Origin of the sequence: Streptomyces sp. NPDC052396 (genome assembly GCF_044593195.1) — a bacterium.
Lineage (GTDB): Bacteria > Actinomycetota > Actinomycetes > Streptomycetales > Streptomycetaceae > Streptomyces.
On sequence record NZ_JBIUAW010000003.1, the window covers coordinates 20823 to 45787 of the forward strand.

Annotated in this window: 16 protein-coding genes and 1 tRNA gene; 9 read left to right on the forward strand and 8 right to left on the reverse strand. The window is 73.1% G+C overall.

Going from position 1 to position 24965, the window contains the following annotated elements:
- The first annotated feature begins 125 nt into the window (after positions 1-125).
- From ACIHFE_RS08430 to ACIHFE_RS08445, 4 genes are read left to right on the forward strand one after another with little or no spacing between them, the layout of a single operon-like run.
- On the forward strand, positions 126-1649 hold the full coding sequence (locus tag ACIHFE_RS08430; RefSeq protein WP_400105062.1) for a flavin monoamine oxidase family protein: 1524 nt from the start codon (positions 126-128) through the stop codon (positions 1647-1649).
- Entirely contained in the window at positions 1646-4861 is a 3216-nt protein-coding gene (locus ACIHFE_RS08435) for a ferritin-like domain-containing protein (protein ID WP_400105063.1), read from the forward strand. Before ACIHFE_RS08430 ends, ACIHFE_RS08435 begins: the two co-directional genes overlap by 4 nt.
- Positions 4858-6444, forward strand: a complete 1587-nt coding sequence (locus ACIHFE_RS08440; RefSeq protein WP_400105064.1) for an FAD-dependent monooxygenase — start codon at positions 4858-4860, stop codon at positions 6442-6444. Before ACIHFE_RS08435 ends, ACIHFE_RS08440 begins: the two co-directional genes overlap by 4 nt.
- Positions 6441-7685 (forward strand): cytochrome P450, encoded by a 1245-nt coding sequence (locus ACIHFE_RS08445; RefSeq protein WP_400105065.1) that lies wholly within the window; start codon positions 6441-6443, stop codon positions 7683-7685. The genes ACIHFE_RS08440 and ACIHFE_RS08445 overlap by 4 nt, the downstream gene beginning before the upstream one ends.
- On the opposite strand, the gene ACIHFE_RS08450 is transcribed toward ACIHFE_RS08445, so the two are convergent.
- The 5 genes from ACIHFE_RS08450 to ACIHFE_RS08470 form a co-directional block, all read right to left on the reverse strand.
- Positions 7652-9181: an FAD-dependent monooxygenase gene (locus ACIHFE_RS08450; RefSeq protein WP_400105066.1), complete on the reverse strand. Its 1530-nt coding sequence runs from the start codon at positions 9179-9181 to the stop codon at positions 7652-7654. The genes ACIHFE_RS08445 and ACIHFE_RS08450 overlap by 34 nt on opposite strands.
- A gap of 85 nt (positions 9182-9266) precedes the next feature.
- A complete protein-coding gene (locus ACIHFE_RS08455) occupies positions 9267-9593 on the reverse strand; it encodes a putative quinol monooxygenase (RefSeq protein WP_400105067.1) in 327 nt (108 codons plus the stop codon).
- Positions 9594-9791: 198 nt separating this feature from the next.
- Positions 9792-11222: an MFS transporter gene (locus tag ACIHFE_RS08460; protein WP_400105068.1), complete on the reverse strand. Its 1431-nt coding sequence runs from the start codon at positions 11220-11222 to the stop codon at positions 9792-9794.
- Between the two features lie 234 nt (positions 11223-11456).
- Positions 11457-11541: transfer RNA gene (locus tag ACIHFE_RS08465), tRNA-Leu, on the reverse strand.
- 234 nt (positions 11542-11775) lie between these two features.
- Positions 11776-13326, reverse strand: a complete 1551-nt coding sequence (locus ACIHFE_RS08470; RefSeq protein WP_400105069.1) for an aldehyde dehydrogenase family protein — start codon at positions 13324-13326, stop codon at positions 11776-11778.
- A 198-nt stretch (positions 13327-13524) separates the two neighbouring features.
- Here ACIHFE_RS08470 and fdhD point away from each other — a divergent pair, with 198 nt between their 5' ends.
- Positions 13525-14358 carry a formate dehydrogenase accessory sulfurtransferase FdhD gene (gene fdhD / locus ACIHFE_RS08475; RefSeq protein WP_400105070.1) on the forward strand — a complete coding sequence of 278 codons (834 nt, stop codon included), beginning with the start codon at positions 13525-13527 and terminating at the stop codon, positions 14356-14358.
- A 67-nt stretch (positions 14359-14425) separates the two neighbouring features.
- Here fdhD and ACIHFE_RS08480 read toward each other — a convergent pair whose 3' ends face one another.
- Both ACIHFE_RS08480 and ACIHFE_RS08485 read right to left on the reverse strand, forming a co-directional pair.
- Positions 14426-16861 carry a GTPase-associated protein 1-related protein gene (locus tag ACIHFE_RS08480; protein WP_400105071.1) on the reverse strand — a complete coding sequence of 812 codons (2436 nt, stop codon included), beginning with the start codon at positions 16859-16861 and terminating at the stop codon, positions 14426-14428.
- Between the two features lie 346 nt (positions 16862-17207).
- Entirely contained in the window at positions 17208-17645 is a 438-nt protein-coding gene (locus ACIHFE_RS08485; protein WP_400105569.1) for a MarR family winged helix-turn-helix transcriptional regulator, read from the reverse strand.
- Between the two features lie 326 nt (positions 17646-17971).
- Here ACIHFE_RS08485 and ACIHFE_RS08490 point away from each other — a divergent pair, with 326 nt between their 5' ends.
- Positions 17972-18904 carry a zinc-binding alcohol dehydrogenase family protein gene (locus tag ACIHFE_RS08490; protein ID WP_400105072.1) on the forward strand — a complete coding sequence of 311 codons (933 nt, stop codon included), beginning with the start codon at positions 17972-17974 and terminating at the stop codon, positions 18902-18904.
- Positions 18905-19061: 157 nt separating this feature from the next.
- Positions 19062-21050 (forward strand): exo-alpha-sialidase, encoded by a 1989-nt coding sequence (locus tag ACIHFE_RS08495; RefSeq protein WP_400105073.1) that lies wholly within the window; start codon positions 19062-19064, stop codon positions 21048-21050.
- Between the two features lie 7 nt (positions 21051-21057).
- Here ACIHFE_RS08495 and ACIHFE_RS08500 read toward each other — a convergent pair whose 3' ends face one another.
- Positions 21058-22086, reverse strand: a complete 1029-nt coding sequence (locus tag ACIHFE_RS08500) for a bile acid:sodium symporter family protein (RefSeq protein WP_400105074.1) — start codon at positions 22084-22086, stop codon at positions 21058-21060.
- Between the two features lie 85 nt (positions 22087-22171).
- Between ACIHFE_RS08500 and ACIHFE_RS08505 the strand changes: the two genes are divergently transcribed.
- The gene (locus tag ACIHFE_RS08505) at positions 22172-23041 is read left to right on the forward strand and encodes a LysR family transcriptional regulator (protein WP_400105075.1); all 870 of its coding nucleotides are present in this window, start codon (positions 22172-22174) and stop codon (positions 23039-23041) included.
- A gap of 84 nt (positions 23042-23125) precedes the next feature.
- Positions 23126-24955 (forward strand): AMP-dependent synthetase/ligase, encoded by a 1830-nt coding sequence (locus ACIHFE_RS08510; RefSeq protein WP_400105076.1) that lies wholly within the window; start codon positions 23126-23128, stop codon positions 24953-24955.
- The last annotated feature ends 10 nt before the right edge of the window (positions 24956-24965 follow it).

Sequence of the window (24965 nt, forward strand, 5' to 3'; positions counted from 1 at the left end):
TTCCGCGTATTTCGCCTACGCAGGGAGATATGTCCGGAAAGTAGGTTGCGTTCCACCAACCCGCCATGAAATCTCTTGAAGGTCCAAATCGGGCCATAGGCACGCATTTACGGGGGGACGCTTCGATGTCCGGCACATCCGGTCTCTACCCTGCACACACCCTTGAAGGAATCGAACAGAAGGGTCCTCGCGCACTCGTCCTGGGTGCGGGGATATCCGGTCTGGTCACCGCCTATGAGCTGGAACAACGCGGATACCGGGTGGAAGTCATCGAAGGCAACTCCCGTATCGGCGGCCGCATTCACACCCACCGATTCGGCAGCACCCCGGGCGCACCCTCGGTGGAACTGGGCGCCATGCGTATACCCACGCACCATCTGCACACCTTGGAATACATCGAGCGTTTGGGGCTGACCGGCACCTTGCGTCCCTTCACCACTCTGCTTTCCGATGAGAACGCCTTTTTGCAGAGCGCCGACGGTGCCTTCGTCCGGGTCCGGGACGCCTCCCGGCCGCTGCGCGAGAGCCTGTGCCGCGACCTGGACCGGCATTGCCCCGGGGTCCGGCACAACGACGCCACCATGTCCTTCGCCGCCTGGCTGACCGCCATAGTGGACGCCATCGCCCCGCCCGACCTGCGCGAGGCGCTCCGCGCGGACCTGCGGCGCCAGTTGCTGGGGATGGTGGCGCGCCTGGATCTCACCCCGCATCTGCGGGGCGAAGGGCTGGACCGGATCGACCTGCACGCGCTGTTCGCCGCGCACCCGGGCATCCGGGCCGGCTGCAGCGGCCGGCTCAACGGCTTCCTGGACGACATCCTCACCGAGACCAGCCCCGCGTTGCTGCGCCTGGAAGGCGGCATGGACCAGCTGCCCCGGCGGCTGGCCGCACGGCTGCGCGCCCCGGTCAGCTGCGGACGCCGGGTGACCGGCATCGAGGTACGCCACAACGAGGTGCTGGTCCGGGTGCGCGGCGGGGCCCGCAGCACCGTCCGGCGGGCCGAGGTGGTGGTGTGCACCCTGCCCTTCCCGGCGCTGCGCCGGCTGCGCAGGCTGACCGGGCTGGACGCCGACAAACGGGAGGTGCTCCGGGAGGTCGTCTACTGCCCGGCCACCAAGGTGGCCCTGCACTGCCGGGAGCCCTTCTGGCGGCGGGAGGGCATCCAGGGCGGGGCCTCCTGCACCGGCGGGCTGATCCGCCAGACCTACTACCCGCCGGTGGACAGCGCACCGGGCCGGGGCGCCGCGCTGCTGGCCAGCTACACCATCGGCGAGGAGGCCGAGTTGCTGGGCCGGCTGTCCCCGCGCCGGCGCAACCGCCTGGTCATCAGCCAGCTGGCCCGGATCCACCCGCGCCTGGCCGAGCCGGGCATGGTGCTGGACACGGCCGGCACCGCCTGGGGCCAGTCCCCGTTCCAGGCGGGCTGCACCACCCGCTGGGGCAAGTCCGCCGACGAGTGCGAGGAGGAACGGCGGCGCGCGGCCCGTCCGGTGGGGCGGCTGTTCTTCGCCGGCGAGCACTGCTCCACCACACCCGCCTGGATCGAGGGGGCCATTGAGTCGGCGCTCAACGCCGTGGCGGAAGTGGTGCGTTACCAGCCGGGCGGTCGGCGCACCGGCCGCCCGGGCGCGGCGGAGGTGCTGCGGTGAGCGTCTTCGACCTGCCCAGGCTGCACTTCACCGGAGTGGCGGTCAGCAAGCTGCCCACCGGGCCGCGCGGCGGCTTCACCGATCTGGCCGGGCAGCGGGCGCTGACCGACGACGGCCCCTTCCCGGTGGACCGCCCGGCCACCGAGTACCACGCCTGGCTGCGGCGGCGCGGCCCCCGCTTCGACGCCGCCGGACGCCCCTGCGCCGAGGGCGGGTTCAGCCTGGCCGAGGGCTGGAACTTCGAGGGCAATGGGCACTTCTGGCTGGACGCGGCCATCACCGCGGTGGAGGGGGCGGGCGGCCCCGAGGACCCGGTGATCGGCCGCAGCGTGGATGTCTGGGGCCACTACAACCCCTATCTGCGCACCACCGTCAACCGGGCCCGGATCTTCGACCTGGATCCCGCCTCCCGCTGGACCACCGCCCTGATGGTGGGCCGGTTCGGCTTCGGCCGGCTGGGCCGCTCCCATGACGAGGGCTATCTGTTCACCGGTGAGGTGGCCGGTCTCCAGCCGCCGCGCTGGACCCAGTTCGCCCGGATCGCCGAGGTCGGTGAACACCCGCTGGCCGGCCAACTGCGCTATGCCGCCCTGCACCAGTTCGTGGTCACCGCGGACGCGGCCGGCTGGCTGCCCGGCGCCGGACGCTCCCCCGCCGCCACCGCCCTGCGCCGGGCCGCCACCGACGGACTGGTGGTCCAGCTGGCCCTGGACGCCATGGCCTCCCCGGTGGCGCCCGGCGCCCCCAACCACTGGCGGGTGCGCGGCACCATCGCCCCCTGGCACCCGTCGGAATTGCGCAGTTACCCGGCGGGGCGGCTGCTGGTGCCCTGCCCCGGCTCGCCCCTGCGCCCGCTGACCGTCCAACTGGGGCGCGGCCGCGCCCACTTCAACCTGATCACCGCCGTGCCGCACACCCACCGCGCCCGGCACCCCGGCCCCGGCCCGCTGCACCGGCTGGGCCCACCGCTCGACCTGGGCGAACTCCAGCTGCGTACCGCCGGCTCGGACACCCTGGTGGCCCGGCTGCCCGCCACCGTCTACCGGTCCGAGGACACCTGCGGGATCGTCACCGTCCCCGCCGAACCCGGCTGGCACACCGCCGCCGGGGAGGCGCTCCGGCTGACCGATGGCCGGCGCGGGCTGCTGGCCGAGCGCGAGACCGTCATCCAGTCCGACGAGGCCCTGCTCACCCTCCACCACCGCGAGCCCTCCGACGACCACGCGGTCCGGGTGCCGCTGCGCTCCTTCGTCCGCGGCCGCCCGGCCCGGGCCCGGGTGCGGGTGCGCCAGTTCTTCAACCCCCGGGCGCTGCCCGCCGATCCGGTGGCGGGCGCGCCCACCGCCCCGGCCGGCGCCCGCACCCTGCTCGGCCTGCGGGCGGCCGACGGCCGCTATGCCGATGTCTGCACGGTGGACACCGATGAGCATGGCGCCGGCCTGCTCACCCTGCGCGGTGAACGGGCCGGCACCTGCCGGGTGTTGCTGACCGCCGAGGACGGCGACACACCGTGCGCCGACCCCGGACTGCCGGGTTCGGCCTGGACCGCCTATGACGACCCGGACGCGCTGGACTACTGGGCCGGCGCGGGCTGGCTGGCGGCACGGGTGCTGCCCGACGACTGGCATCTGGACCAAGTGCCCCGCGAGGAGGTGGACTTCGCGCTGCTGCACCGCGAGGTCTTCGCCTACTACGAGCACATCTCCTCCTTTATGCGGGCGGAGGTCTTCAGCCTGGCCGACCGGTGCAAGGTGGAGACCTATGCCGAGCTGATCTGGCAGATGTGCGACCCGGCCAACCGGGACCGGACCTACTACATGCCGCCCACCAGGGACCTGACCGGCCCCAAGGCCCGGCTGCTGCTGGCCTATCTGCGCAACCGGCGGCAGCGTCCCCTCCCGCCGCCGGCCGAGCCCGCCGCCACTGCGGCCGGGCCCGCCATCACCACCCGGGGGCGGCTGTGGGAGGTGCTCAAACAGGCGGCCGCCCTGGAGCTCGCGGTGATGCTCCAGTACCTCTACGCCGCCTTCTCGGTGCCCGCCCATGGCGCGGGGCTGGAGTATGTACGGCGCGGGCTGTGGACCCCCCGCCAGCTCCGACTGGCCTGCGGGCAGGGCGGCGAGACGGCGGACGACGGCATCCGCGGCGCACTGCTGAACGTGGCCCGCGAGGAGATGATCCACTTCCTGCTGGTGAACAACATCATCATGGCCATGGGCGAGCCCTTCCACATCCCCGACATCGACTTCGCCACCCTGGGTGCCCACCTGCCGGTGCCCCTGGACTTCGCCCTGGAGGGACTGAGCATCGGCAGCGTCCAGCGCTATACCGCCCTCGAACAGCCCGCCCCGCCGCCCGGGGACGGCCAGGCCCCGGGCTCCGGCTGGGGCTCGATCAGCGAGCTCTACGCGGCCGTCCGGCAGGGGCTGTGCCGAGTGCCCGGCCTGTTCCTGGTGGAGAAGGGGCGCGGCGGCGGCGAACACCACCTGTTCCTTCGCGAGTCGGTCAACGCCCGCCATCCTGACTACCAGTTGGAGGTGGACGACCTGTCCAGCGCCCTGTTCGCGGTGGACCTCATCACCGAGCAGGGCGAGGGCGGCGTACTGGACCGCTCCCCGGCCGCCGAACCCTCGCACCACCAGACCTTTCTGCGCATCGGCGAACTGCTGGCCGCCGAGCGGGTGCCCGGCCCGCACGGGCGGCTGCTGCCCTGGAGCCCGGCCTATCCGGTGCTGCGCAACCCCACCCTGGGCGCGGGGGACGCCGCCAAGGACCCGCTCACCGCGCCCCAGGCCCGCGCCGTGGCCCGGCTGTTCAACCGCTCTTACCAGCTGATGCTCCAGCTGATGGCGCAGCACTTCGGCGAGAGCCCGGACGCCAGCCTGCGCCGCTCCCGGCTGATGAACGCGGCCATCGATGTGATGACGGGAGTGATGCGGCCGCTGGCCGAGGTCCTGGTGACCATGGACTCCGGGCGGCGCGGACGCACCGCCGGCCCCACCTTCGAACTGGAGACGGTGCCCGCCCCCGTGCCACGCCCCGATGTGGCCCGCCGGGCACTGGCGCTGCGCTTCGCACACCTGGCGGCCGCGGCCCGCGACTGCCCGCCGGTGCCCGAGCAGGCCGCCGGCATGCTCGCCTTCTACGCCGACTACTTCCACGGGACGGGCTGCCAACGGACAGCGATCCAGCGGACGGAGGGACGCCCATGACCGAAGCCGAGACGGACGTACTGATCGTGGGCGCCGGGCCGGTCGGCCTGACGCTGGCCCTGGACCTGGCCCGGCGCCGGGTGCCCTGCATCGTGCTGGAGCAGTCGGACGGCCGGGTCACCCACCCCAAGGTCGGTACGGTGGGCCCCCGTTCGATGGAGTTCTTCCGCCGCTGGGGGCTGGCCCAGGCCATCCGCACCGCGGGCTGGCCCGGCGACCATCCGCTGGACGTGGTGTGGACCACCGCCCTGGGCGGCCATGAGATCCACCGGCTGCGCCTGGGCAGTTGTGACACCCGCCCGCCGCTGCCCTACACCCCCGAACCCGAACAGGTCTGCCCCCAGCACTGGTTGTCCCCGCTGCTGTCCCGCGCGGTGGGGCTGCACCCCGAGGGCCCGCTGCGCCGGCGCTGCCGGCTGGACTCCTTCACCCAGCACCCGGACGCGGTCACCGCCTCGGCCACCGACCTCACCGACGGCTCCCAGCTGAAGTTCCGCGCCCGCTACCTGGTGGGCTGCGACGGCGCCTCCTCGGCCGTGCGCAAGTCCTGCGGCATAGCGGCACCGGCCTTCCATCCCACCCGGGTGTTCCGCAACATCCTCTTCCGGGCGCCGCTGCTGCGGGCCCGGATGGGCGAGCGCGGCGCCCTGGTGTACTTCCTGACCCACCCGCCGGACCTGCGCTATCCGCTGCGCGCCATGGACGGCGTGGAGCTGTACCGGCTCACCGTGTCGGCGGCGGCCAGCCCGGACGAGGAGCCCCTGGCGCTGATCCGCCGGGCGGTCGGGCTGGACACCCCGCTGGAGTTCCTGGCCGAGCACCGCTGGCACCTCACCCACCGGGTGGCCGAGCGCTTCCGCGACGACCGGGTGCTGCTGGCCGGCGACGCGGCCCACACCCTCTCCCCCTCCGGGGGCTTCGGCATGAACACCGGCATCTGCGACGCCGCCGACCTCGGCTGGAAGCTCGCCGCCCAACTCGCCGGCTGGGCCGGTCCGGCGCTGCTGGACTCCTATGACACCGAGCGCCGCCCGGTCGCCGAACTCAGCCTGCTGGAGGCCAACACCCATCTGCGCCGCACCCTGCGCCGCGAGCTGCCCCCGGAGATCCTGCTGGACTCCCCCGAGGGGGCCGGGGCCCGGGCCCAGCTGGCCGAACGGCTGCAAGCCAGTGGCGTACGGCGCGAGTTCGAGGCGCCCGATGTGCACTTCGGCTTCCGCTACACCTCTCCGGTGGTCATCGGTGACGCTCAGGACAGCGAGGGCGACTGGCGCACCGCCGCGCTGCCGGGCGGCCGGGCCCCGCACGCCTGGCTGGGCGGTGGCACCTCGGTACTGGATCTGTTCGGCCCGGCCTTCCGGCTGCTGTGCTTCGCCGACTCGGGGCTGCTGGGCGGCCTGGAGTCGGCCTTCGCCCACCGTGGGGTGCCACTGCTGACCGCCAGATGCCATGACCCGATGGTGGCCGGGCTCTACGGCCGGCCCTTCGTCCTGGTAAGGCCGGACGGGCATGTGGCCTGGCGCGGCCGCCGGCTCCCGCCGGACCCGACCGTGCTGGCCGACACCGTAAGGGGTGCGCTGTGAACTCCCCCGCCCGCCCTGGTCCGTTCCGGACCTCCGAAGTCCCGCTCGCCGACCCCTATCCCCACTACCAGCGCTACCGGGAAGCCGATCCGGTGCACCGGGCGGAGGACGCCTGGTACCTGTTCCGGCACCGGGATGTGGCCCGGGTGCTCACCGGCCGCGACTTCGGCCGGGGCACGCTCCCGGCCCCCATCCCCCGCCAGTGCCCCCACCTCCTGAGGACCGTGCGCAACTGGATGGTCTTTATGGACCCCCCACGGCACACCGCGGTGCGCGCGCTGGCGGCCAGGGCGTTCACCCCGCGCACGGTGGAGACCCTGCGCCCGCGCATCCACCGGATCGTCACCGCCCTGGCCGACGAACTGGCCACCCGCCAACGCGCCGATCTGGTCGCCGACTTCGCCGCCCCGCTGCCCATCCTGGTCATCAGCGAACTGCTGGGGGTGCCGGCCTCCGACCGCCCCTGGTTCCGGGCCCGTGCGGTGGACCTCCAGCAGGCCACCAGCAGCCGGGCGGGCCGCCGGCCGGACGCCCTCGCGGTGGCCGAGGCCGCCGCCCGCGAGCTGGACGGCTACTTCCGCGCCCAACTCGCCCGGCGCGGCCCGGGCGAGGAGGACCTGATCGCCGCCATGCTGGCCGCCGCGGCCGGCGGACCGCTGGACGAGGACGTGCTGACCGGCACCTGTATCCATCTGCTCACCGCCGGCCATGAGACCACCACCAACCTGCTCTGCAAGGGCATGCTCGCGCTGCTCGCCCATCCCTTCCAGCTCCGGCTGCTGCGGGACCGTCCGGAGCTGTTGCCGGACGCGGTGGAAGAGCTGATCCGCTATGACTCACCGGTCCAGATGATCAGCCGGTGGGCGCACACCGACGCGGACCTCGGCGGACGGACCGTGGCGCGCGGCGAGAAGGTGGTCCTGGTGCTCGGCTCCGCCAACCGCGACCCCGCCCGCTTCCCGGACCCCGAGCGCCTGGACATCCGCCGGGACGCGCGCCGGCACTGCGGATTCGGCCTGGGCGCGCACTACTGCCTGGGCGCGCCACTGGCCCGGGTGGAGGCCGAGGCCGGGCTGCGGTCGCTGCTGCACGGGCTGCCGGGGCTGGCGCTGTGCCCGGACGATCCGGTGCGCTACGCCCAGGACCTGGTCTTCCACGGCCCGGAACGGATGCCGGTCCGGACCGGCGCCCACCCGGCCACCGGCACTCACCCGGCCATCACCCACCACCTGCGCAGGTAGCCCTCCAGGGCCCGGTGGTCCCCGGCCGCCGCCCGCAGCCCTATATGGCCGTCCGGCCGGACCAGGTACAGCGTGCCGCGGGGCAGCGCGTCGGCCCGTACCGCGTGCACCGCCACCGGTGCGCCGCACCGGCCGACGATCCGCCGCAGGGCCGCCTCCCGCGCCCCGGGGTCCACCAGCAGGGTCCACCCCCGGTAGGACAGCAACTCATGCAACCGGACCGGCCGTTGGCCTTGCTCTACCCGCAGGTCGGGCATGCGGTCCCCGGCCCGCAGCGCGCCCCGGCCGCCGGCGTCCACGGACAGCGCGCTGCCCCGGTGGTTCTTGGTGAAGTCGCTGAGCAGGGCGCGCCCTCGCGCACTGCGCGCGGCCAGTGGCACCAGCACCCGCAGCGCGGCCAGCATGGCCCGGCCGGGCGGCAGTTCCAGCACATTGCGCCGCATCTCGCGGATCATCTGCCGGGCGGTGCGGCGCTGTTCGGTGGAGTAGGTGTCCAACAGTGCTTCCGGGGCCCAGCCGTGGTGCACCGCGGCCAGCTTCCAGCCCAGGTTGTGGGCGCCGCGCAGGCCGGTGTTCAGCCCATGGCCGCCGATGGGCGCCCAGGCGTGCGCGCTGTCCCCGGCGAGCAGCGCGCTGCCCTGGCGCAGCCCGGCGGCCACCCGGTCCTGGAATCGCGCCCGGTTGGCCCAGAACGGCACGGTCGGCACCAGCCGGATCCCGTCCTCGCCCACCGCCTCGGCCACCAGCGCCCGCATCTCCGCCACGCTCGGCGGCGCGTCCAGCCGGGGCTCGGGATCGGGCAGGAACCCGAAGAAGCGGTAGCCACCGCCGGGCACCGGGCTGACGATCAGCGAGACCCGGTGGTTGACGAAGATCCGGGTGAGATCCGGGGCATAGGGGTAGCGCCACCCGGGCTCGGCGTTCATCTGCAGACACTGCAGATCCGTCCGGCGCCGCCCCTCGAAGGGGATGCCCAGCGACCTGCGGACGATGCTCCGGGTCCCGTCGCAGCCCACCACCCACCGGCAGCCCACCGCCCGGATCCGCCCGTCCGCCCCGCGCAGCCGCACCTCGGCCCCGTCCCGCCCGGCCCGTACCGCCACCACCTCGGTGGACCACCGGACATCCGGGCCGAGTTGGCGTATCCGCTCGCCCAACAGCCGCTCTATGGCGTCCTGTTCAATGGACAGCGGCCCGGGGAAGGCGGTGTCCGCCATCCCCATCCGCTGCCCGGCGACCAGCCGCCCCCGCAGATGGAACTCCGCCCGCGCCAGCGGCAGCCCCTCCGCCAGAAAGCTCTCCGCACACCCCAGGTCGCGCAGCCCCTCCAGGGCCCGCTGCCAGACCACACAGGCCCGGGCCTCCCGCTTGCCGCCCGGCTCACGGTCCACGACCAGGGTGTCCAGCCCATAGCCACGCAAGGCGATCCCCAGCAACAGCCCGGTGGGCCCACCGCCGACAATCACCACATCCCGCTCTTCCCCCGAGGCCGTCACGGTGTGCTCCCCCCTGTGGCACGGTTGCCGCCTTTCGCCCTGATTGTGGGGGCAGGGAGAGCCGTCCTCAATGGGGCCCGGGCGGTCAGGCGCGCGGCGAGAGCTCCGCCATCGCCGACCAACCCTGCTGCTCCAGCTCGACGTTGATGATCTCCGGCGTCTCGGCGATCACCTCCGGCATCCAGGCCATGGCCGTCCTGAAGTGTTCGGAGTTCACATGCTCGGCCCCCGCCTCGGCCGAGGCGAAGGCCTCCAGCAGGACGAACTGATGGGGGTTGTCCACGCTGCGGGACCAGTCGTAGAAGAGGTTGCCCGGCTCTTCGCGGGTGGCCCGGGTGAAGTCCTGGACCCGGTCCAGCCACTGGGCACTGTGCTCGGGCCGGATGGTGAACCGCACGGCGATGAAGATCATGAGTGCTGCTCCTGGATGAGTGGTGACCGCGGCTCGCCGGTCGAGCCGCGGCTCATCGTCGCCCGCACCGCGCGGCCGCGCGAACGCGGCCGCCGTCGATTCCGGGAGCGCCGGAAAGAACGCCGGTCCAGGGGCGGAAACAGCGGAACCCCGGCCCATCGGGCCGGGGTTCCGTCACGCTCTCGGGGCGGGCTCGCCTCAGTCCTGCGCCTCCGCCGACAGCGGCTTGGGGATCAGGAACGAGGCCGCGATGGCCAGCGCCAGGATGACCACACCGGCGATCATGCTGGCCGTGTACCCGGCCGAGGAGCTGGAATCGGCGGGCACCACCGCGGTGTTGACCGCGTAGAGCACCGCGAAGCTCAGCCCCGCGCCGAGGTTGAACGCACCGGCGTTGAGGCCGGGCAGGAAGCCCGGGTTCTCCTGGGGCGAGAGCACCACGCCCAGGCCGTTGAGCACGATGTTGGCCACACCGGCGTAGGTGATGCCCACCAGGATGGAGCCGGCCAGCAGCAGCAGCTCCGAGTGCGCGGGCAGCGTGACGACCATCAGCAGCACCGAGCCCACGGCGCCGACCAGGCCCACCCGCAGCACCCGGCCGTACCCGAAGGTGGCGGCCAGGCGGCCGGCCACCGGGCCCATGGCCAGTCCGGCCAGCGCGTAGGGGGTGAGCGTCCACCAGGCGGACTGCTCCGCGCTCATGCCCAGGCCCACCTTGGCGTCCTGTGCGAAGGCCGGGATCAGCCCGTTCATCACCGCGAACACACCGGTCATGGTGAGCACGGTGGTCAGCAGGATGGACCAGGTGGAGCGCTGCTTGAGGTGGTGGGTGGCGACCAGCGGGTGGCCGCTGCGGCCCTCGTTCCGCCAGAACAGGGCGAAGGCGAGCGCGGCGAGGACGGTCAGCCCGGCGACCAGACCCCAGTTGGCCGCCGCCAGCTTCCCGGCCTCGTTCAACGCGATCAGCAGCGAACCGACGGAGATCACCAGCAGGACCACGCCCGGCCAGTCCATCCGCCCGGCCCCGGTCACCTTGCTCTCCGGGGTCATGGTGGCGGCCATCACGGTGGCGGCGGCCGCCACGACGGCCATGGCCCAGAACACGGCCTGGAAGCCGTGCTTGTCGGCGAGGAAACCGCCGGCCAGGGAGTCCACACCGGCCACGCCGCCGTTGACGGCGGTGATCACGCCGAGCAGGGTGCCATACCGCTTGGGCTCGGTGACCTCGACCCGCAGCATGATCAGGCAGAGCGGAACGGTGGGCCCGGAGGCGCCCTGCAGCACCCGCCCGATGAACAGCACCGGCAGGCTGGTGGCCAGCGCGGCGACCGCACAGCCGACGGCCATCAGCACCAGCATTCCCACCAGCACCTTGCGGCGCCCGATGACATCACCGAGGCGCGGCAGGAACAGGGAGAACAGCGCCGCGGAAGTGAAGAACGCGGTCTGGGTGAGCCCCACCTCGGCGGCGCTCGCCCCCAGCTGGTCCTGGATGCTCTTCAGCGCCGGGCTGAGCATGCTCGCATTGAGCTGGAAGGCGATGCAGGCCGTGAGCAGTGCGGTGACCAGGACGCCGATGCGGGTGGTACGGCCGGCCCCGGACACACCGGTGGCGCGGTCAGTGATCATTTGGTTCAACAGAAGCCCTTGCGCAGCTGAACAGAGGTAACGCGGGTCGCCCCAGAGGGACGGACCTGGAGGGCTGGAAAGGACCGGACAAAACCGGCCACACCATCAGCCCTCACACAAAGGTACCGTTCTCGGGTCATACCCCTAGGGCCACTGGTCCCGCCACGACTGAGCGCTTGGTCACACCGGCCCCCAAAAACAAAAGGCCCCCAGCTGAGCTGGGGACCTCTTCAGTGTCCGAGGGGGGACTTGAACCCCCACGCCCGATAAAGGGCACTAGCACCTCAAGCTAGCGCGTCTGCCATTCCGCCACCCGGACCAGGTGTCTTTCCCCGCAGGGCGTTCCCCGCGGCGACATGGATAACTCTATCAAGGTTTCGGAGCGCCTTTCACCAGGGCTTTCGTCCCGCACATAGGGCCCGTTCACGGGCAATTCACGCCGCGGGCCGCGGCCCTTCCGCGCTGCTGCCGGACCGGCGGGGAATCGGCTCCGCAAACCATCCCCTCCGGTGGATCACGGCATCCGGTGCGGATCCGGCAGCAGGCGTAGGGGTCAGGGCATCAGGTGGTAGTCGGGGAAGTTCCCCGGCAGCCGTTCGTCCGCCGGCCCCCGGGTCACCGCCCGTACCAGCAGCTCACCGCCCACAAAAGCGCCACGCCAGGACGCCCCGAACCCGCCGAACAGCTCCTCCCGGTCGCCCCGGGAGCGCGGCGCGCCATGCCCCACCTTGAAGGCGCGGATCTGGGGCGCCAGCCGCCGGTAGGTCTCCGGGTCGTCACAGGAGAGGGTGGCCACCAGGGCCCCGTTGCTGGCGTTCATCGCGGCCAGCAGCTCCGCCTCGGTGTCCACCAGCACCATGGTGTCCACCGGGCCGAAGGGCTCGGCGTGGTGCAGCGGCGAGCTGGACGGCGGGTTCAGCAGGGTCACCGGCGCCATATAGGCCCCGGTGTCCTGGCCGGGCAGGAAGCGGCCCCCGTCCAGGGAACCCTGGTGCAGCGGAATGGCACCCCGGTCGATGGCCTCGGCCACCTGGTCGGTCAGCTCCTTGGCCTTGGCGGCGTTGATCAGCGGACCGAAGTCCAGGTCCGGGAGGTCGTCGGCGGGCCACTCGACGGCCAGCGGGTGACCGAAGCGCACCGCGCGCACGGCGGGCAGGTAGTGCGCCAGGAAGTCGGCGAAGGCGGCACGCTGCACCACAAAGCGGGGATAGGCGGTGCACCGCTGCTTGGCGTAGTCGAAGGTCTTGCGCAGGCGGGGGCCCAGCGTCTCCCAGTCGGTGAAGTTCCAGATGCCCCAGGTGTTGAGCCCCTCCTGTTCGAGGATGTGCCGCTTGCCCAGGTCGGCGACGGCGGTGGCCACCCGGGCGCCGGTGTCCCGGCCGCCGACAAAGGAGACACAGCCGATCTCCGGCGCCCGCACCAGCGCCTCGGACAGCTCCCCGCCACTGCCGCTGACCAGGGTGACCGGCAGGCCCTCCCGGGCCATCAGGGCACTGGCCAGGGTCAGGCAGGCCAGGCCGCCGTCGGTCGGGGTCTTGGCGATCACCGCATTGCCGGCCAGCGCCTGGACCAGCATGGCGTGCGCCAGCACACTCATCGGGTAGTTCCAGCTGGCGATGTTGGACACCGGCCCGGACAGCGGGGCCCGCCCGGCGATCATGCTCTCGATGCCGTCCACATACCAGCGCACCCCGTCGATGGCCCGGTCCACATCGGCCCGGGCCAGCTTCCAGGGCTTGCCTATCTCCCAGACCAGCAGCAGGGCCAGCAGCTCGCGGTGTTCGTCCAGCGCGTCCAGCGCGGCGCTCACCCGCGCCCTGCGGTCCGCGAGCGGCACCTCGCGCCAGGCCCGGTGCCGGTCCAGCGCGGCCCGTACCGCCTGCCGTGCGACACCCCGGTCCAGGCGCGGCGGACCGGGGATCGGGGTGCCGTCGACGGGGGTGACGGCGGGCAGCGGACGGCCGTCCGCCCGCCAGGCGCCGTTCCAGAGGTTGAGCACGCGGTCCTCGCGGAAGGCCTCCGGAGCGGCCTCCAGACAGCGCTGCCAGGCCGTGGCCCATTCGCCGCCGGGCCGCAGGACAAGGGTGGTGAGTGTGGGTGCCATGGTGTCTCCGCTCTCGGTGCACGATCGGGGCGGGGCAACAGCACGTACATACCGAACGGTAGCCACCGGGCGGCCCGCCGGAAGACCGCCTGCCCCGGATGAGGCCCACGTCACGCGGGAGCGGCGGCGGCGACCATGCCCGGCCCGGGAGAATGGGGCGTCCGCCGACCACACACCAGCGACCGGGACTGATCACCAATGGGACGGGTCACCGCACGACGCCGCGTCATCCGCGTCCGCGACGGGGAGGTGAACACCCGTCCGGACACCCTGGTGGCCGAGGAACCGCTGGAGATCCGGCTGAACGGCAAACCGCTGGCCATCACCATGCGCACCCCGGGCGACGACTTCGCGCTCGCGGCCGGCTTCCTGGTGAGCGAGGGCGTACTGGGCCGCGCCGAGGAACTGTCCAATATCGTCTACTGCGCGGGCGCCACCGAGGACGGCTCCAATACCTACAACGTGGTGGATGTACGCCTCGCCCCCGGCGTGCCGGTCCCCGAGGTCAGCCTGGAACGCAACGTCTACACCACCTCCTCCTGCGGGCTGTGCGGCAAGGCCAGCCTGGACGCGGTACGCACCACCGCCCGCTGGCCGCTGCGGGACGGCCCGGAGCCGCTGCGCCTGACGCCGTCCCTGCTGGCCGGCCTGCCGGACCAACTCCGCGCCGCCCAGCGGGTGTTCGACCGCACCGGTGGACTCCACGCGGCCGCGCTGTTCACCCGGGACGGCCAACTCCTGGACATTCGGGAGGACGTGGGCCGGCACAACGCGGTCGACAAGCTCATCGGCCGGGCCCTGCGGTCCGGTTCGCTGCCGCTGTCCGGCACGGTGCTGCTGGTGTCCGGGCGCGCCTCCTTCGAACTGGCGCAGAAGGCCGTGATGGCGGGCATCCCGGTGCTTGCGGCGGTATCGGCCCCGTCCTCGCTCGCCGTCGACCTGGCGGCGGAGACGGGGCTGACGCTGGTGGGGTTCCTGCGCGGGGCGTCGATGAATGTGTACGCGGGTGAGGAGCGCATTCTGCTGGGGTGAGGCTCCGTTCCGGGCCGGGGGGAGCGGCCGCCCGCCGGCTCCTGGGACGCGGCCGCGTACGGCCCGATCAGCCGTCACGGCCGGAGCTCCCGGCGACGGGCCCCCCGCCGAAGCCCCCGCCAACACCTCCGCCGGCACCCTCGCCAACGCCCCCGCCGGGGCCGCCGCCGGGCCAGGCGCGCCACCGCACCCGCCAACGGTCCAGCAGCCGCGGGCCGGTCCGGCTCCAGTCCCGATAGCGCACCGGCCAGGACCCGCCCCACTCACCCAGGCAGCGCTCCAGTTCCGCCAGGTCCTCCCGGGGCAGCCGGCGCACCGCCGGACGCAGCACGCCGTCGAGCAGTCCCTGGCGGATGCCGTCCCAGAGCGGATCGGCGCCGGGCAGGCTCTGCCAGGCGATGAAGCAGCGGGCGGCCAGGGCGGGTTCGCGGCGCAGCCTGAGCCCCATGGCGTCCGAACGCGCCCGCCGGTCGTAACCGGCCAGCAGGTCCGGGTCGCCGGAGCGCACCAGGGCCGGCAGTTCGTCCAGGGCGTCCTCGCCGAGCAGCAGCCGGCCGGCGAGGGTGGTGGCCAGCCGCCGGGCGATGCCCGCCTCCAGCGGCCGGGCCCGCACGGCCAGCCCGGTCAGCCGGCCGGCGAACCCCGGTTCCGCCCGGCCGGATTCCAGCCGGCCGGCCTCTGCCAGCAGCCGAAGCGCGGCTCCCTGGCGGGTGTCGGTCCACTCGGGGTGGTGCCGCAGCAGGGCGGCGGCCAGGCGGGGGGCCTTGTGGTCGTCGGGGGCACTGTCCAGGGCCGCCCGGAGGAACGTCTCGTCAAGGCCCGCGGCACCCTGGTCACGGCCCGGCAGTCGTTCCAGCAGCCGGAGCGCCTCCCCGGGCGTGACCGGAGTGCCGCCCCAGACCAGGCGGAACGCGGTACGCAGCACCTCGGGTTCGGCCGGCTGCTGCGAACCCACCGCTTCCAGCAGCGAGTTGAAGAGACCGGCCCGGTCGTCGGCGTGCCGCGCCCGGCCCGCCAGGACGGCGGCAGCCAGCCGCAGATGCGGATAGCCGCCCAGACCGGCCACGGACACGGAGGCGGGCAGTGCGCGGACCACGGCCGTGACATCCCCGGTGGCGGCTCGGCGATCCAGGGCCGTCAACAAGGCGGCCCGAAGCGCCGGATGGGCGTCGGTCGCGGCCCAGGCCACCGCACGGTCGGCCGTCGTGCCGCCGAGCACGGCCTCGGTCAGCCGGGTGGCGAGGGCGGGCGGGGCGAACCGCTCGTCCATGCCCAGCGCCCGGGCCAGCCGCAGCAGCCCGGACAGCCGGTCCACTGGAGTGCCGGGTTCGGTGCGGGCCAGTTCCTCGCGCAGGTCCCGGGCCAGCCGGATGCCCGGGGACCTGGTGCGCAACGGGCCGAAATGGCCGGCCAGTTGGCAGAGGGCGGTCCACTCCTGCGGCGTCCGGGCGGCGCCGGCAGCCGCCAGGGCGGCGGGGACGCGGGGCAGCGGGGAGCCGTCTCCCGGACGCTCACCCAGCCAACGGGCCGCCGCCGTACGCCCGGTGGAGTCCAGGGTGACGCCGTCCCGCAGCGCCAGGGCGGCCAGCCGCCCGGCGTCATGGCGGGCCTCCCGGTCGGCGGCGGTGCACAGCCGGGCCGCCTCGGTGAACAGGGCGGGCCGGCCGGCCAGCAGTACCCGGGCGGCGACCGCCGCCCAGGGGTCCCCGTCCCCACGGGCGGGACTGGACGGCCCGCCGGTGCAGTCATGGACGCGATAGCGGTGATCGGCGGCGACCTGGGCGTAGGTGAAGTCGGCGGCGGGGACGGTGCCCACGATCTGCTGCCGGGCCAGCAACGGGCGGCGGGTGCGGGTGGTGAAGGTCAGCCGGTGGGCCAGCTCACGCGGCAGTACGGCGCTGGCCACCGCGATCCAGTGCGCGATCTGCGCGCTGTCCTCCTCGATGACCAGCAGCTGGGGCGCGTCCGGGCTGCGGAAGAGGGTGCGTACGTCCGCCAGGAAGCCCTCCAGGCGTTCCGCGCGCTCCCCCACAAAGGCCACCAGCCCCGCCCTGTCGATGCGCCGGGCCGGGACCAGGGCGGACAGCGGCGCGGGAGCCGGGCCGGCCGGCGGGCGGTCGGCCCAGGAGGGCGACTCCCAGGCCTCGATGGGCAGCAGACCACCGGGCAGCGGGCCGTCCTCCGGCAGGTGCAGGGCGTGGGCGTGGAAGGTGGCCTGCCGGGCCTCGATGTCGGCGCCGGTGCCGGTCCCTGTGCCTGTGCCGGTTCCTGTGCAGACGGTCCGGCACAGCAGCCGGCTGCCGTCGGAGAGCCGGTTATGACTGAACGCGCCCGGAAATCCGGCGAGTTCGCTTCGCGGCATCTCATGGGCGATGAGCCGCTCCGCCTCCTTTCTCACCCCGAGGGGCAGTTCAGGACTCGCCACGGTGCGGCGGAAGGCGGGGCCGCCGCCGGCTTGGGGTCCCGCTGGGGCGGAGGTGCAGTGCAGTTGCCGGAGGTTCACACGATCCCCTTCCGCGGCTTGGGTACGGGCACCGGACGAGACGAGTCCGGGTAACGGACGGGCGCGTCAGCCCAAGCGCTGCACAGGCACCGCCGCCGGGGCGCACCACAAGGCGTAACTCCCGCTCCGCCGCGGGCAGTTGCCCCGCCCGGCAACGCGGCCCTTCCGGAACCGCTTCCCGCGAACAGCACCGCACCGCCGGATACAACCGCGCCCCACCCCGCGCTCACCGATGCCCGAAACACCTGACACGTCCGAGACAGGCATGTCACCCCTGACATGCCTGACATACGCCAAAGGACATGTCACCAGACCGGACCGCACGCCGCCGCGGTTTCGGCAAAGATCAGCTCCCCTTGCCCCCCTCGCCCTGGCCGCCCGCCTCGACAACCCGGGCCAGCAACTCCAGGAAGAGCTCGCGCTCGACCGGGGTGAGGGCGGACAGCAGGGACTCGTTGGCCTCGTCACCGAGCCGGGTGAGCCGGGCCAGCCGACGGCGACCCTCCTCGGTCAGGGTGATGGCGTTCTTGCGCCGGTCGGCCGGATCCGGCGCGCGGGTGACCAGTTGCTGCGCCTGGAGGTCATTGAGGATGCCCACCATGTCCTTGGGGTCGAAGCCCGTAGTGCGGCCCAACTCGGCCTGGGCGACCGGCCCCAGATCGGCGACCGCGGAGAGCACCGCGTGGTGGGACATCCGCATGCCGTCCTGTGCCAGCGCCTCGGTCACCAGGCGCCGCCCGCGCGCCGAGGCGCGGTTGAGCAACCAGCTCGGGAGCGCCTGGATACGGGAGAGGGCGGGCGCGCCCTCCGCTCCCTCACCCGGCGCGGGCGCGCCTTCCGCACCCTCACCCGGCACGGGCGCGCCTTCCGCTCCTTCACCGGGCGCGGGCGCGTCAGCCTGCGCACCCCTCCCGGCCGCCTTCACTGCCTTCGCCTTCACCTTCGCCGCCTCCGCCGCTTCTGCCATGGCCAAAGCCTAGCCCCAGATTCATTGGGATTCCCCATGGAAAACCATTGGACTTCCCAATGGACTCGGGTATGGTCGTAACCGTTGGGAGCCCCAATGAACGCCAGGCGGCAGGCGCCGGCGTGAAGCGATGGAGGTGTGCCATGCGTCGTGTCCGCTATCACCAGAACGGCGGCCCCGAGGTCCTCCGGATCGAGGAGACGGAGATCCCCCAGCCCGGCCCGGGCGAACTGCTGGTGCGCAACGAGGCCATCGGCGTCACCCTGCCCGTGGTCCGCAAAGTCCGGGAGGGCGGGCTTGAGCTGCCCGCCGGCATCGGCGGCGAAGTGGCCGGTGAAGTCGTCGCCATCGGACCGGAGGTGACGGGCTTCCGGCTCGGCGACCGGGTCACCGGCCTCTGCTTCGGCGACGGATACGCCGACTACTCCCTGCTGCACACCGCCATGGCCTCCCCCATCCCCGAGACGGCAAGCTCCGTCGACGCCGTGGCACTGGTGCGCTCGGGCCTGGTCGCCCTCGGCGCCTATCGGGCGGCCAGACCCGCCGAGGGCGAGTCGGTCCTGGTGACGGGCGCGGCCAGCGGTGTGGGACACCTCGCGGTGCAGTTCGCCAGGGCATATGGCGCCCGCCGCGTGGTGGCGGCCGTGGGCGACGCCGAGAAGGCGGAGTTCGTCAAGGCAGTGGGCGCCGACGAGGTGGTCAGCTACGCGGAGCCCTCCTGGGGCGAGCCGGTGGATATCGTGCTCGACGCGGTCGGCGGCAAGCTACTCTCCCCCGCCCTGGCCGCTCTGGCGCCCGGCGGACGGCTGGTCGCCTACAGCTCCGATGGCGGCACCATCGAAGCCTATGACCTGCTGGTAGGCGCCAAATCAGCCATTGGCTTCCAGATCGCGCTGATAGCGCGCAACCAGCCCGCAGTGCTGGAGCAGTGGCGGCAGGAGCTGTGGCAGCTCTTCACCGAGGGCCGGCTACGCCCCTGCGTCCATGCCGAGTTGCCGCTGGAGGACGCCGCAACAGCGCACCGGATCATCGAGTCGCGCGCCAACCGGGGCAAGGTGGTGCTGCGCCCCGTGTGATGCGCTTAACCCCCTTGGAGTGCTTTGGCCTTGTGGTCCTTGTGAGCGGAGAGGCCGCCCCGTACGTTGGCCCACCGGGCGCCGAACCTACGGTGCCCGACTCCACTCCCGTGTCACAACGTGTCACCCACGTGCCTAGACGCGCAAAGGACGGGCCATGGCGCCGCCCCCTCGCTCCGGCCACCGTCATGGTGCGCCCACCTCCCTCACCGCCACTCGCCGCACCACCCCCCTTATCGCCACCTCCCTCATCGCCACCGCACTCGCCGGCCTGCTGCTCGCCCTGACTCCCCAGCCAATGAGAGCCATGGCCGCCGGCACCGGGCAACCACCCGCCCCCCGCCCCGAGTTCGAGCAGCGTGTGCTGTTCAAGGCCGGGCAGGAACCGGGCTTCGACTACGCCTGCTACCGCATTCCGGCCATCGTCACCACCGGTAAAGGCACCCTGCTCGCCTTCGCCGAAGGCAGAAAGGACAACTGCGGTGATGCCACCGACATCGACCTGGTCGTCAAACGCTCCACCGACGGCGGACACACCTGGGGCCCCCTGCGGGTGGTCAACGCCGGGCATGGTGACACCCATGGCAATCCGGCACCCGTGGTGGACCGGCGCACCGGACGGATCATCCTGGCCAGCACCTATAACCAGGGCAGGGACGACGACCAGAGCTGCCCGGTGCCCTGCGACCGCACCCCGCATATCCAGTTCAGCGAGAACGACGGCATCAGCTGGTCCCGGCCGCATGAGGTGACCGCCCAACTGCGGCCCGCCGCCTGGAACTCCTGGTATGCCACGGGGCCCGGGCACGGTATCCAGCTCACCCGGGGTGCCCACCGGGGCAGGCTGGTGATCGGGGTCAACGCCGAGAGTCACGACGGCCGGCACACCTCCGCCAACCATGCCGCGCTGGCCCTCAGCGATGACGGTGGAGCGCACTGGCGGCTGGGCGCGGTGGACAGCTATCCGGTGGCGCCGGACGGCACCTACCGGCAGGCGCCCTCCGAACTCACCCTGGCCGAGCGGGACAACGGCACGGTCCTGGTCAGCGGCCGTGAACAGGGCGGCACCGACCTGGGCAACCGGGACCAGGCGGTGGCGCTCGACGGCGGAGGGCGGTTCGCGGCACCGTTCCTTGCCCTGCCCGACCTCTACGCCCCCATGGTGCAGGGCGCGGTGCTGCCGCTGCGCCCGGGCCGCTGGCTGCTGTCCCTGCCCGCCGACCCCGACCGCCGGCGCACCCTGACCATCCGCTCCTCCTATGACCAGGGGCGCGGCTGGGAGGCGGCCGAGCAGGGCAGACGGATCACCACCGACTGGTCCGGCTACTCCGATATGACGGTGGTCTCCCCCGGAACGGTGGGGCTGCTCTACGAGGGCGGGAAGGCGGATGCCCGCCAGGAGATCCGCTTCGCCCGTTTCACCGAGTCCTGGCTGGGGCCCCGGCCCGGCCCGGACCCGACCACTCCGGACCGGGCGCCGGGCGCCCCGGGGGCCCAGGTGCTCGGCGGTGTCCGCCGGGTGGACGGACGCTTCGGTTCCGCCCTGCGCTTCGACGGGGTGAGCGGCGCGGTGCGGCTGCCGTTCCGGCCCTCCTTGCCGCTGGGCGACGGGGAGTTCACCGCTTCGCTGTGGTTCCGTTACCGCGCCACGCGGGGCGAGCAGCCGCTGCTGTGGATGGGCGGGGTGGGCGGTGCCCCGCAGGTGGTGCTGCGGGCGGAGCCCGCGGCGGGGCGGGTCGGCGGGCAGCTGACCGCGGCCCTGGGCGCGTCCCCCGCCCGTACCGCCACCGTGGCCGCCGCCCCCGCGGCGGGCGCCGGAAACGACGGGCGCTGGCATCATCTGGCGCTGCGCCGCCGGGGCGGGCGGCTGGTGCTCACCCTGGACGGGGTCTCCACCTCGGTCCGCTATGTGCCCGGTTCGGTGAGCCGTACCTCGACCTTTGGAGTGCACCTGGGGCAGAAGCCGGACGGCCGTTCGTTCCTGGCCGGGGATCTGGATGATGTCCGGGTCTACCGAAGGGCCCTGAGCGATGCCGAGTTGACGGCGGTGCGGACCACCGGGGCGCCACCCTCCGGCCGGGAGACCGTGCTCTGGCTCCCGCTGGACCGGATCGACCCGCCGCGCCCCGGCATCGCCGTGCGCTGAACCGCCCTTAGGTGGCGGGCGAGTTGGCGGGCGTGGCGGCGGTGCGGACGCCCTCCCCGGGCGCGTCCTCCACCTCGCGGGCGTAGCGCTTGGCCAGCACCGCGCAGACCATCAGCTGGAGTTGGTGGAAGAGCATCAGCGGCAGCACCGCCAGGCTGGCCTCGGCCCCGAACAGCACCGTGGCCATGGGCAGTCCGGCGGCCAGGCTCTTCTTGGAGCCGGCGAAGGTGATGGCGATCCGGTCCTCCCGGCCGAAGCCCATCCGGCGCGCACCATGGCCGGTGAGTGCCAGCATCACGGCCAGCAGCACCGCCTCCACCGCCAGCAGCGCCAGCAGCCGCCAGATGTTCACCTGGTGCCAGATGCCGCGCACCATTCCGGCGCTGAAGGCCGTGTAGACCACCAGCAGCACCGAGCCCCGGTCCACCCGGCCCAGCACCTTGCGGTGGCGGGTGAGGAAGCCGCCCACCCAGGGGCGTGCCAACTGCCCGGCCAGGAAGGGCACCAGCAGCTGGAGCACGATCCCCAGCAGCGAGTCCAGCGAGAAGCCCCCGCCGCTGCCGCCCAGCAGCAGCGCGGCCAGCAGCGGGGTGACCACGATGCCCACCAGGCTGGAGAAGGAGCCCGCACAGATGGCCGCCGCCACATTGCCGCGGGCGATGGAGGTGAAGGCGATCGAGGACTGCACGGTGGAGGGCACCAGGCACAGGAAGAGCAGTCCGTGGTACAGCTGTGGGGTCAGCACCTGCGGCACCAGCCCCCGGGTGGCCAGACCCAGTACCGGGAACACCAGGAAGGTGCAGGCCAGGACGGTCAGATGCAGCCGCCAGTGCCGCATGCCCTCCAGCGCCTCCCGGGTGGACAGCCGGGCGCCGTAGAGGAAGAACAGCAGCGCGACCGCCCCCTTGGTCACCCCCTCCATGGCGTCGGCGGCCGAGCCGCGCACCGGAAGCAGTACCGCCACCAGCACGGTGCCGAGCAGGGCAGCTATGTAGGGGTCAAGGGGCAGGGCACGGAAAAGTCCTGGTCGGCGCATGCCGTCAAGCCTCCTCCGCACCAGGCTCATCGGGAACCCCGCTCAGCGAGCTGACTGTTATCACATCCAGCGATAACCTGGACGCATGTTCGATCCAGGGCAGCTGCGCACCTTTCTGACCGTCGCCCAGACATTGAGCTTCACCCAGGCCGCCCACCGCCTGGGCGTGCGCCAGTCCACGGTCAGCCAGCAGGTGCGCCGGCTGGAGGAAGCGGCCGGCCGGCCGCTGTTCTCCCGGGACACCCATAGCGTCCGGCTCACCGAGGACGGCGAGGCCATGCTGGGCTTCGCCCGCACCATCCTGGAGGCCAACGAGCGGGCGGCCCACTGGTTCACCGGCACCAGACTCCGCGGCCGGCTGCGCTTCGGCGCCTCCGAGGACTTTGTACTGACCCGGCTGCCGGAGGTGCTGGAGGACTTCCGGCGGGAGAACCCCGAGGTGGACCTGGAGCTGACCGTCGACCTCTCCGATCCCCTCCAGGAGCAGTTGGCGGCCGGCCGCTTCGACCTGGTCCTGGTCAAACGCCACCCGGGCCGGCCGCATGGCCGCCTGGTCTGGCGCGACCGCCTGGTGTGGATCGGCGCCGAACGGCTGCGCCTGGACGCCCACCGGCCACTGCCCCTGGTGGTCTTCCCACCGCCCGCGGTCACCCGGGCCCGCGCCCTGGAGGTGCTGGAACGGCACGGCCGGGACTGGCGGGTGGCCTGCACCAGCCACAGCCTCAGCGGCCTGGTGGCCGCGGCCCGCGCCGGGCTGGGCGTGATGCCCCACACCCACGGCATGATCCCGCCCGGTCTGCGGCGCGTCCCCGCCCGGGCCGGCCTGCCCGAGCTGGGGGCCATCGATGTGGTGCTGCTGCACGGCCCGGCCCGGGACGGCGCCGGGCACGGCAGCGCCGAGGCGCTCGCCCAGGCGATCCTGGCGGCCGGCGACCGCCTGCACGGCGCGGCCTGACCCGGCGCGCTCCTCCACTGGTTCACCCGGCCGCCCGGCCGGGTACGTCACGGGCGCTGTCCGGTCCGCCACGAGGAGCGAAGATTGCCGCACATCACCGTCCCGTCCCTGGCACCGTCGCCCCAACCCGGCCAGCTCGCGGACCTGGTGTTCCAGCACGCCGCCGAGCACCCGCAGCGCGTCCTCCTGGGCCGTGAGGCGGCCGGCCGGTGGCAGGAGGTGACCGCGGCCGCCTTCCGGGACCAGGTACTGGCCCTGGCCAAGGGCCTGGTGGCACAGGGCGTGGCCCCCGGCGACCGGGTGGCCCTGATGTCCCGCAACCGCTATGAGTGGACGCTCTTCGACTTCGCCCTGTGGTGCGTGGGCGCCCAGTCCGTACCGCTGTACCCCGACTGTCCCGCCGAGCAGGTCTACTGGACGCTGCACGACGCGGGCGTCACCGCCTGCCTGGTGGAGCACGAGGACCACGCCATGACCGTGGGATCCGTGATCGGCCGGCTGCCCCGCCTGACCCGGCTGTGGCAACTGGACGCGGGCGCGGTCCAGGAGCTGACCACGGCCGGCGCCGGCGTGCCGGACCAGGAGGTGCACCGCCGCCGGGCCGGGGTACGGCCCTGGACACCCGCCACCGTGGTCTACACCCCCGGCACCACCGGCCGCCCCAAGGGCTGCGTCCTCACCCACGCCAACTTCCTGGCCGCCACCGACAACCTCGTCCAGGGCTTCACCCCGGTCTTCGGCCGCCCCGGCCATCCGGCCGCCACCCTGCTCCTGCTGCCGCTCGCCCATATCCTCGGCCGGACCATGCAGATCGCCGCCATGCGCGCCGGGGTCCGGCTGGGACATCAGCAACTCCCCGCCGGCAGCGCGCTCTTCACCGAACTCCGGACCTTCGGCCCCACCTTCCTCTGCGCCACCCCCCACCTCTTCGAGCAGGTCTTCCAGACCATCCGCCGCGATTTCGAGCGCGGCGGCCGGGCAGAACTCTTCGACCGGGCCGTAGAAGTGGCGGTGCGTTGGGCCCAGGCGCGGGAGGAACGGTCCTTCGGCACCGGACCGGGCCCCGGCCCCACGCTGCGCGGCCGGCGTCGGCTGTTCGACAAGACCGTCTACAGCGCGGTCCGCCGGTCACTGGGCGGCCGGCTGCGCCATGCCATCTGCGGTGGCGCGGCCTTGGAGCGGCGCCTGGGACTGTTCTTCGCCGGAGCCGGGATCACCGTGATCGAGGGCTATGGCCTGACCGAGTCCACCGCCGCGGCGACCGCCAACCCGCCCGCCCGTCCCCGCTTCGGCACCGTGGGCCCGCCGGTGCCCGGCACCGCCGTGCGCATCGCCGCGGACGGCGAGGTCTGGCTGCGTGGCGAGCAGGTCTTCACCGGCTACCTGGACGACCCCCGGGCCACTGGCGCGGCGCTGGGCGACGGCTGGCTGGCCACCGGCGACCTGGGCGCCCTGGACGAGAACGGCTATCTGACCATCGCCGGGCGCAAGTCGGAGCTGCTGACCACCTCCGGCGGCACCCGTACCCTGCCCACCGCGCTGGAGGACCGGGTTCGGTCCCATCCGCTGGTCGACCGCTGCATGGTGGTCGGCAATGGCCGCCCTTACCTCGCCGCCCTGATCACCCTCGACCACCACGCGGTGGCGCACTGGCTGGCCATGCGCGGCAGAAGCCTGCCGCACGCGGCCGACCTGGTGCGCGACAGGGAACTGGAGGCGGAGATAGGGCAGGCGGTGGTGGCGGCCAACGCCCAGCTCCCCGGCGCCGAACCCATCCGTACCTTCCGCATCCTCACCGGCCGGTTCACCGAGCGGCACGGACTGCTGACCCCCACCATGAAACTACGGCGCAGAGCAGTGGAAAAGGCATATGCCACCGAAGTGGAGACGCTCTACCGCGGCGGCACCGGCTGAGGTCCGCGCG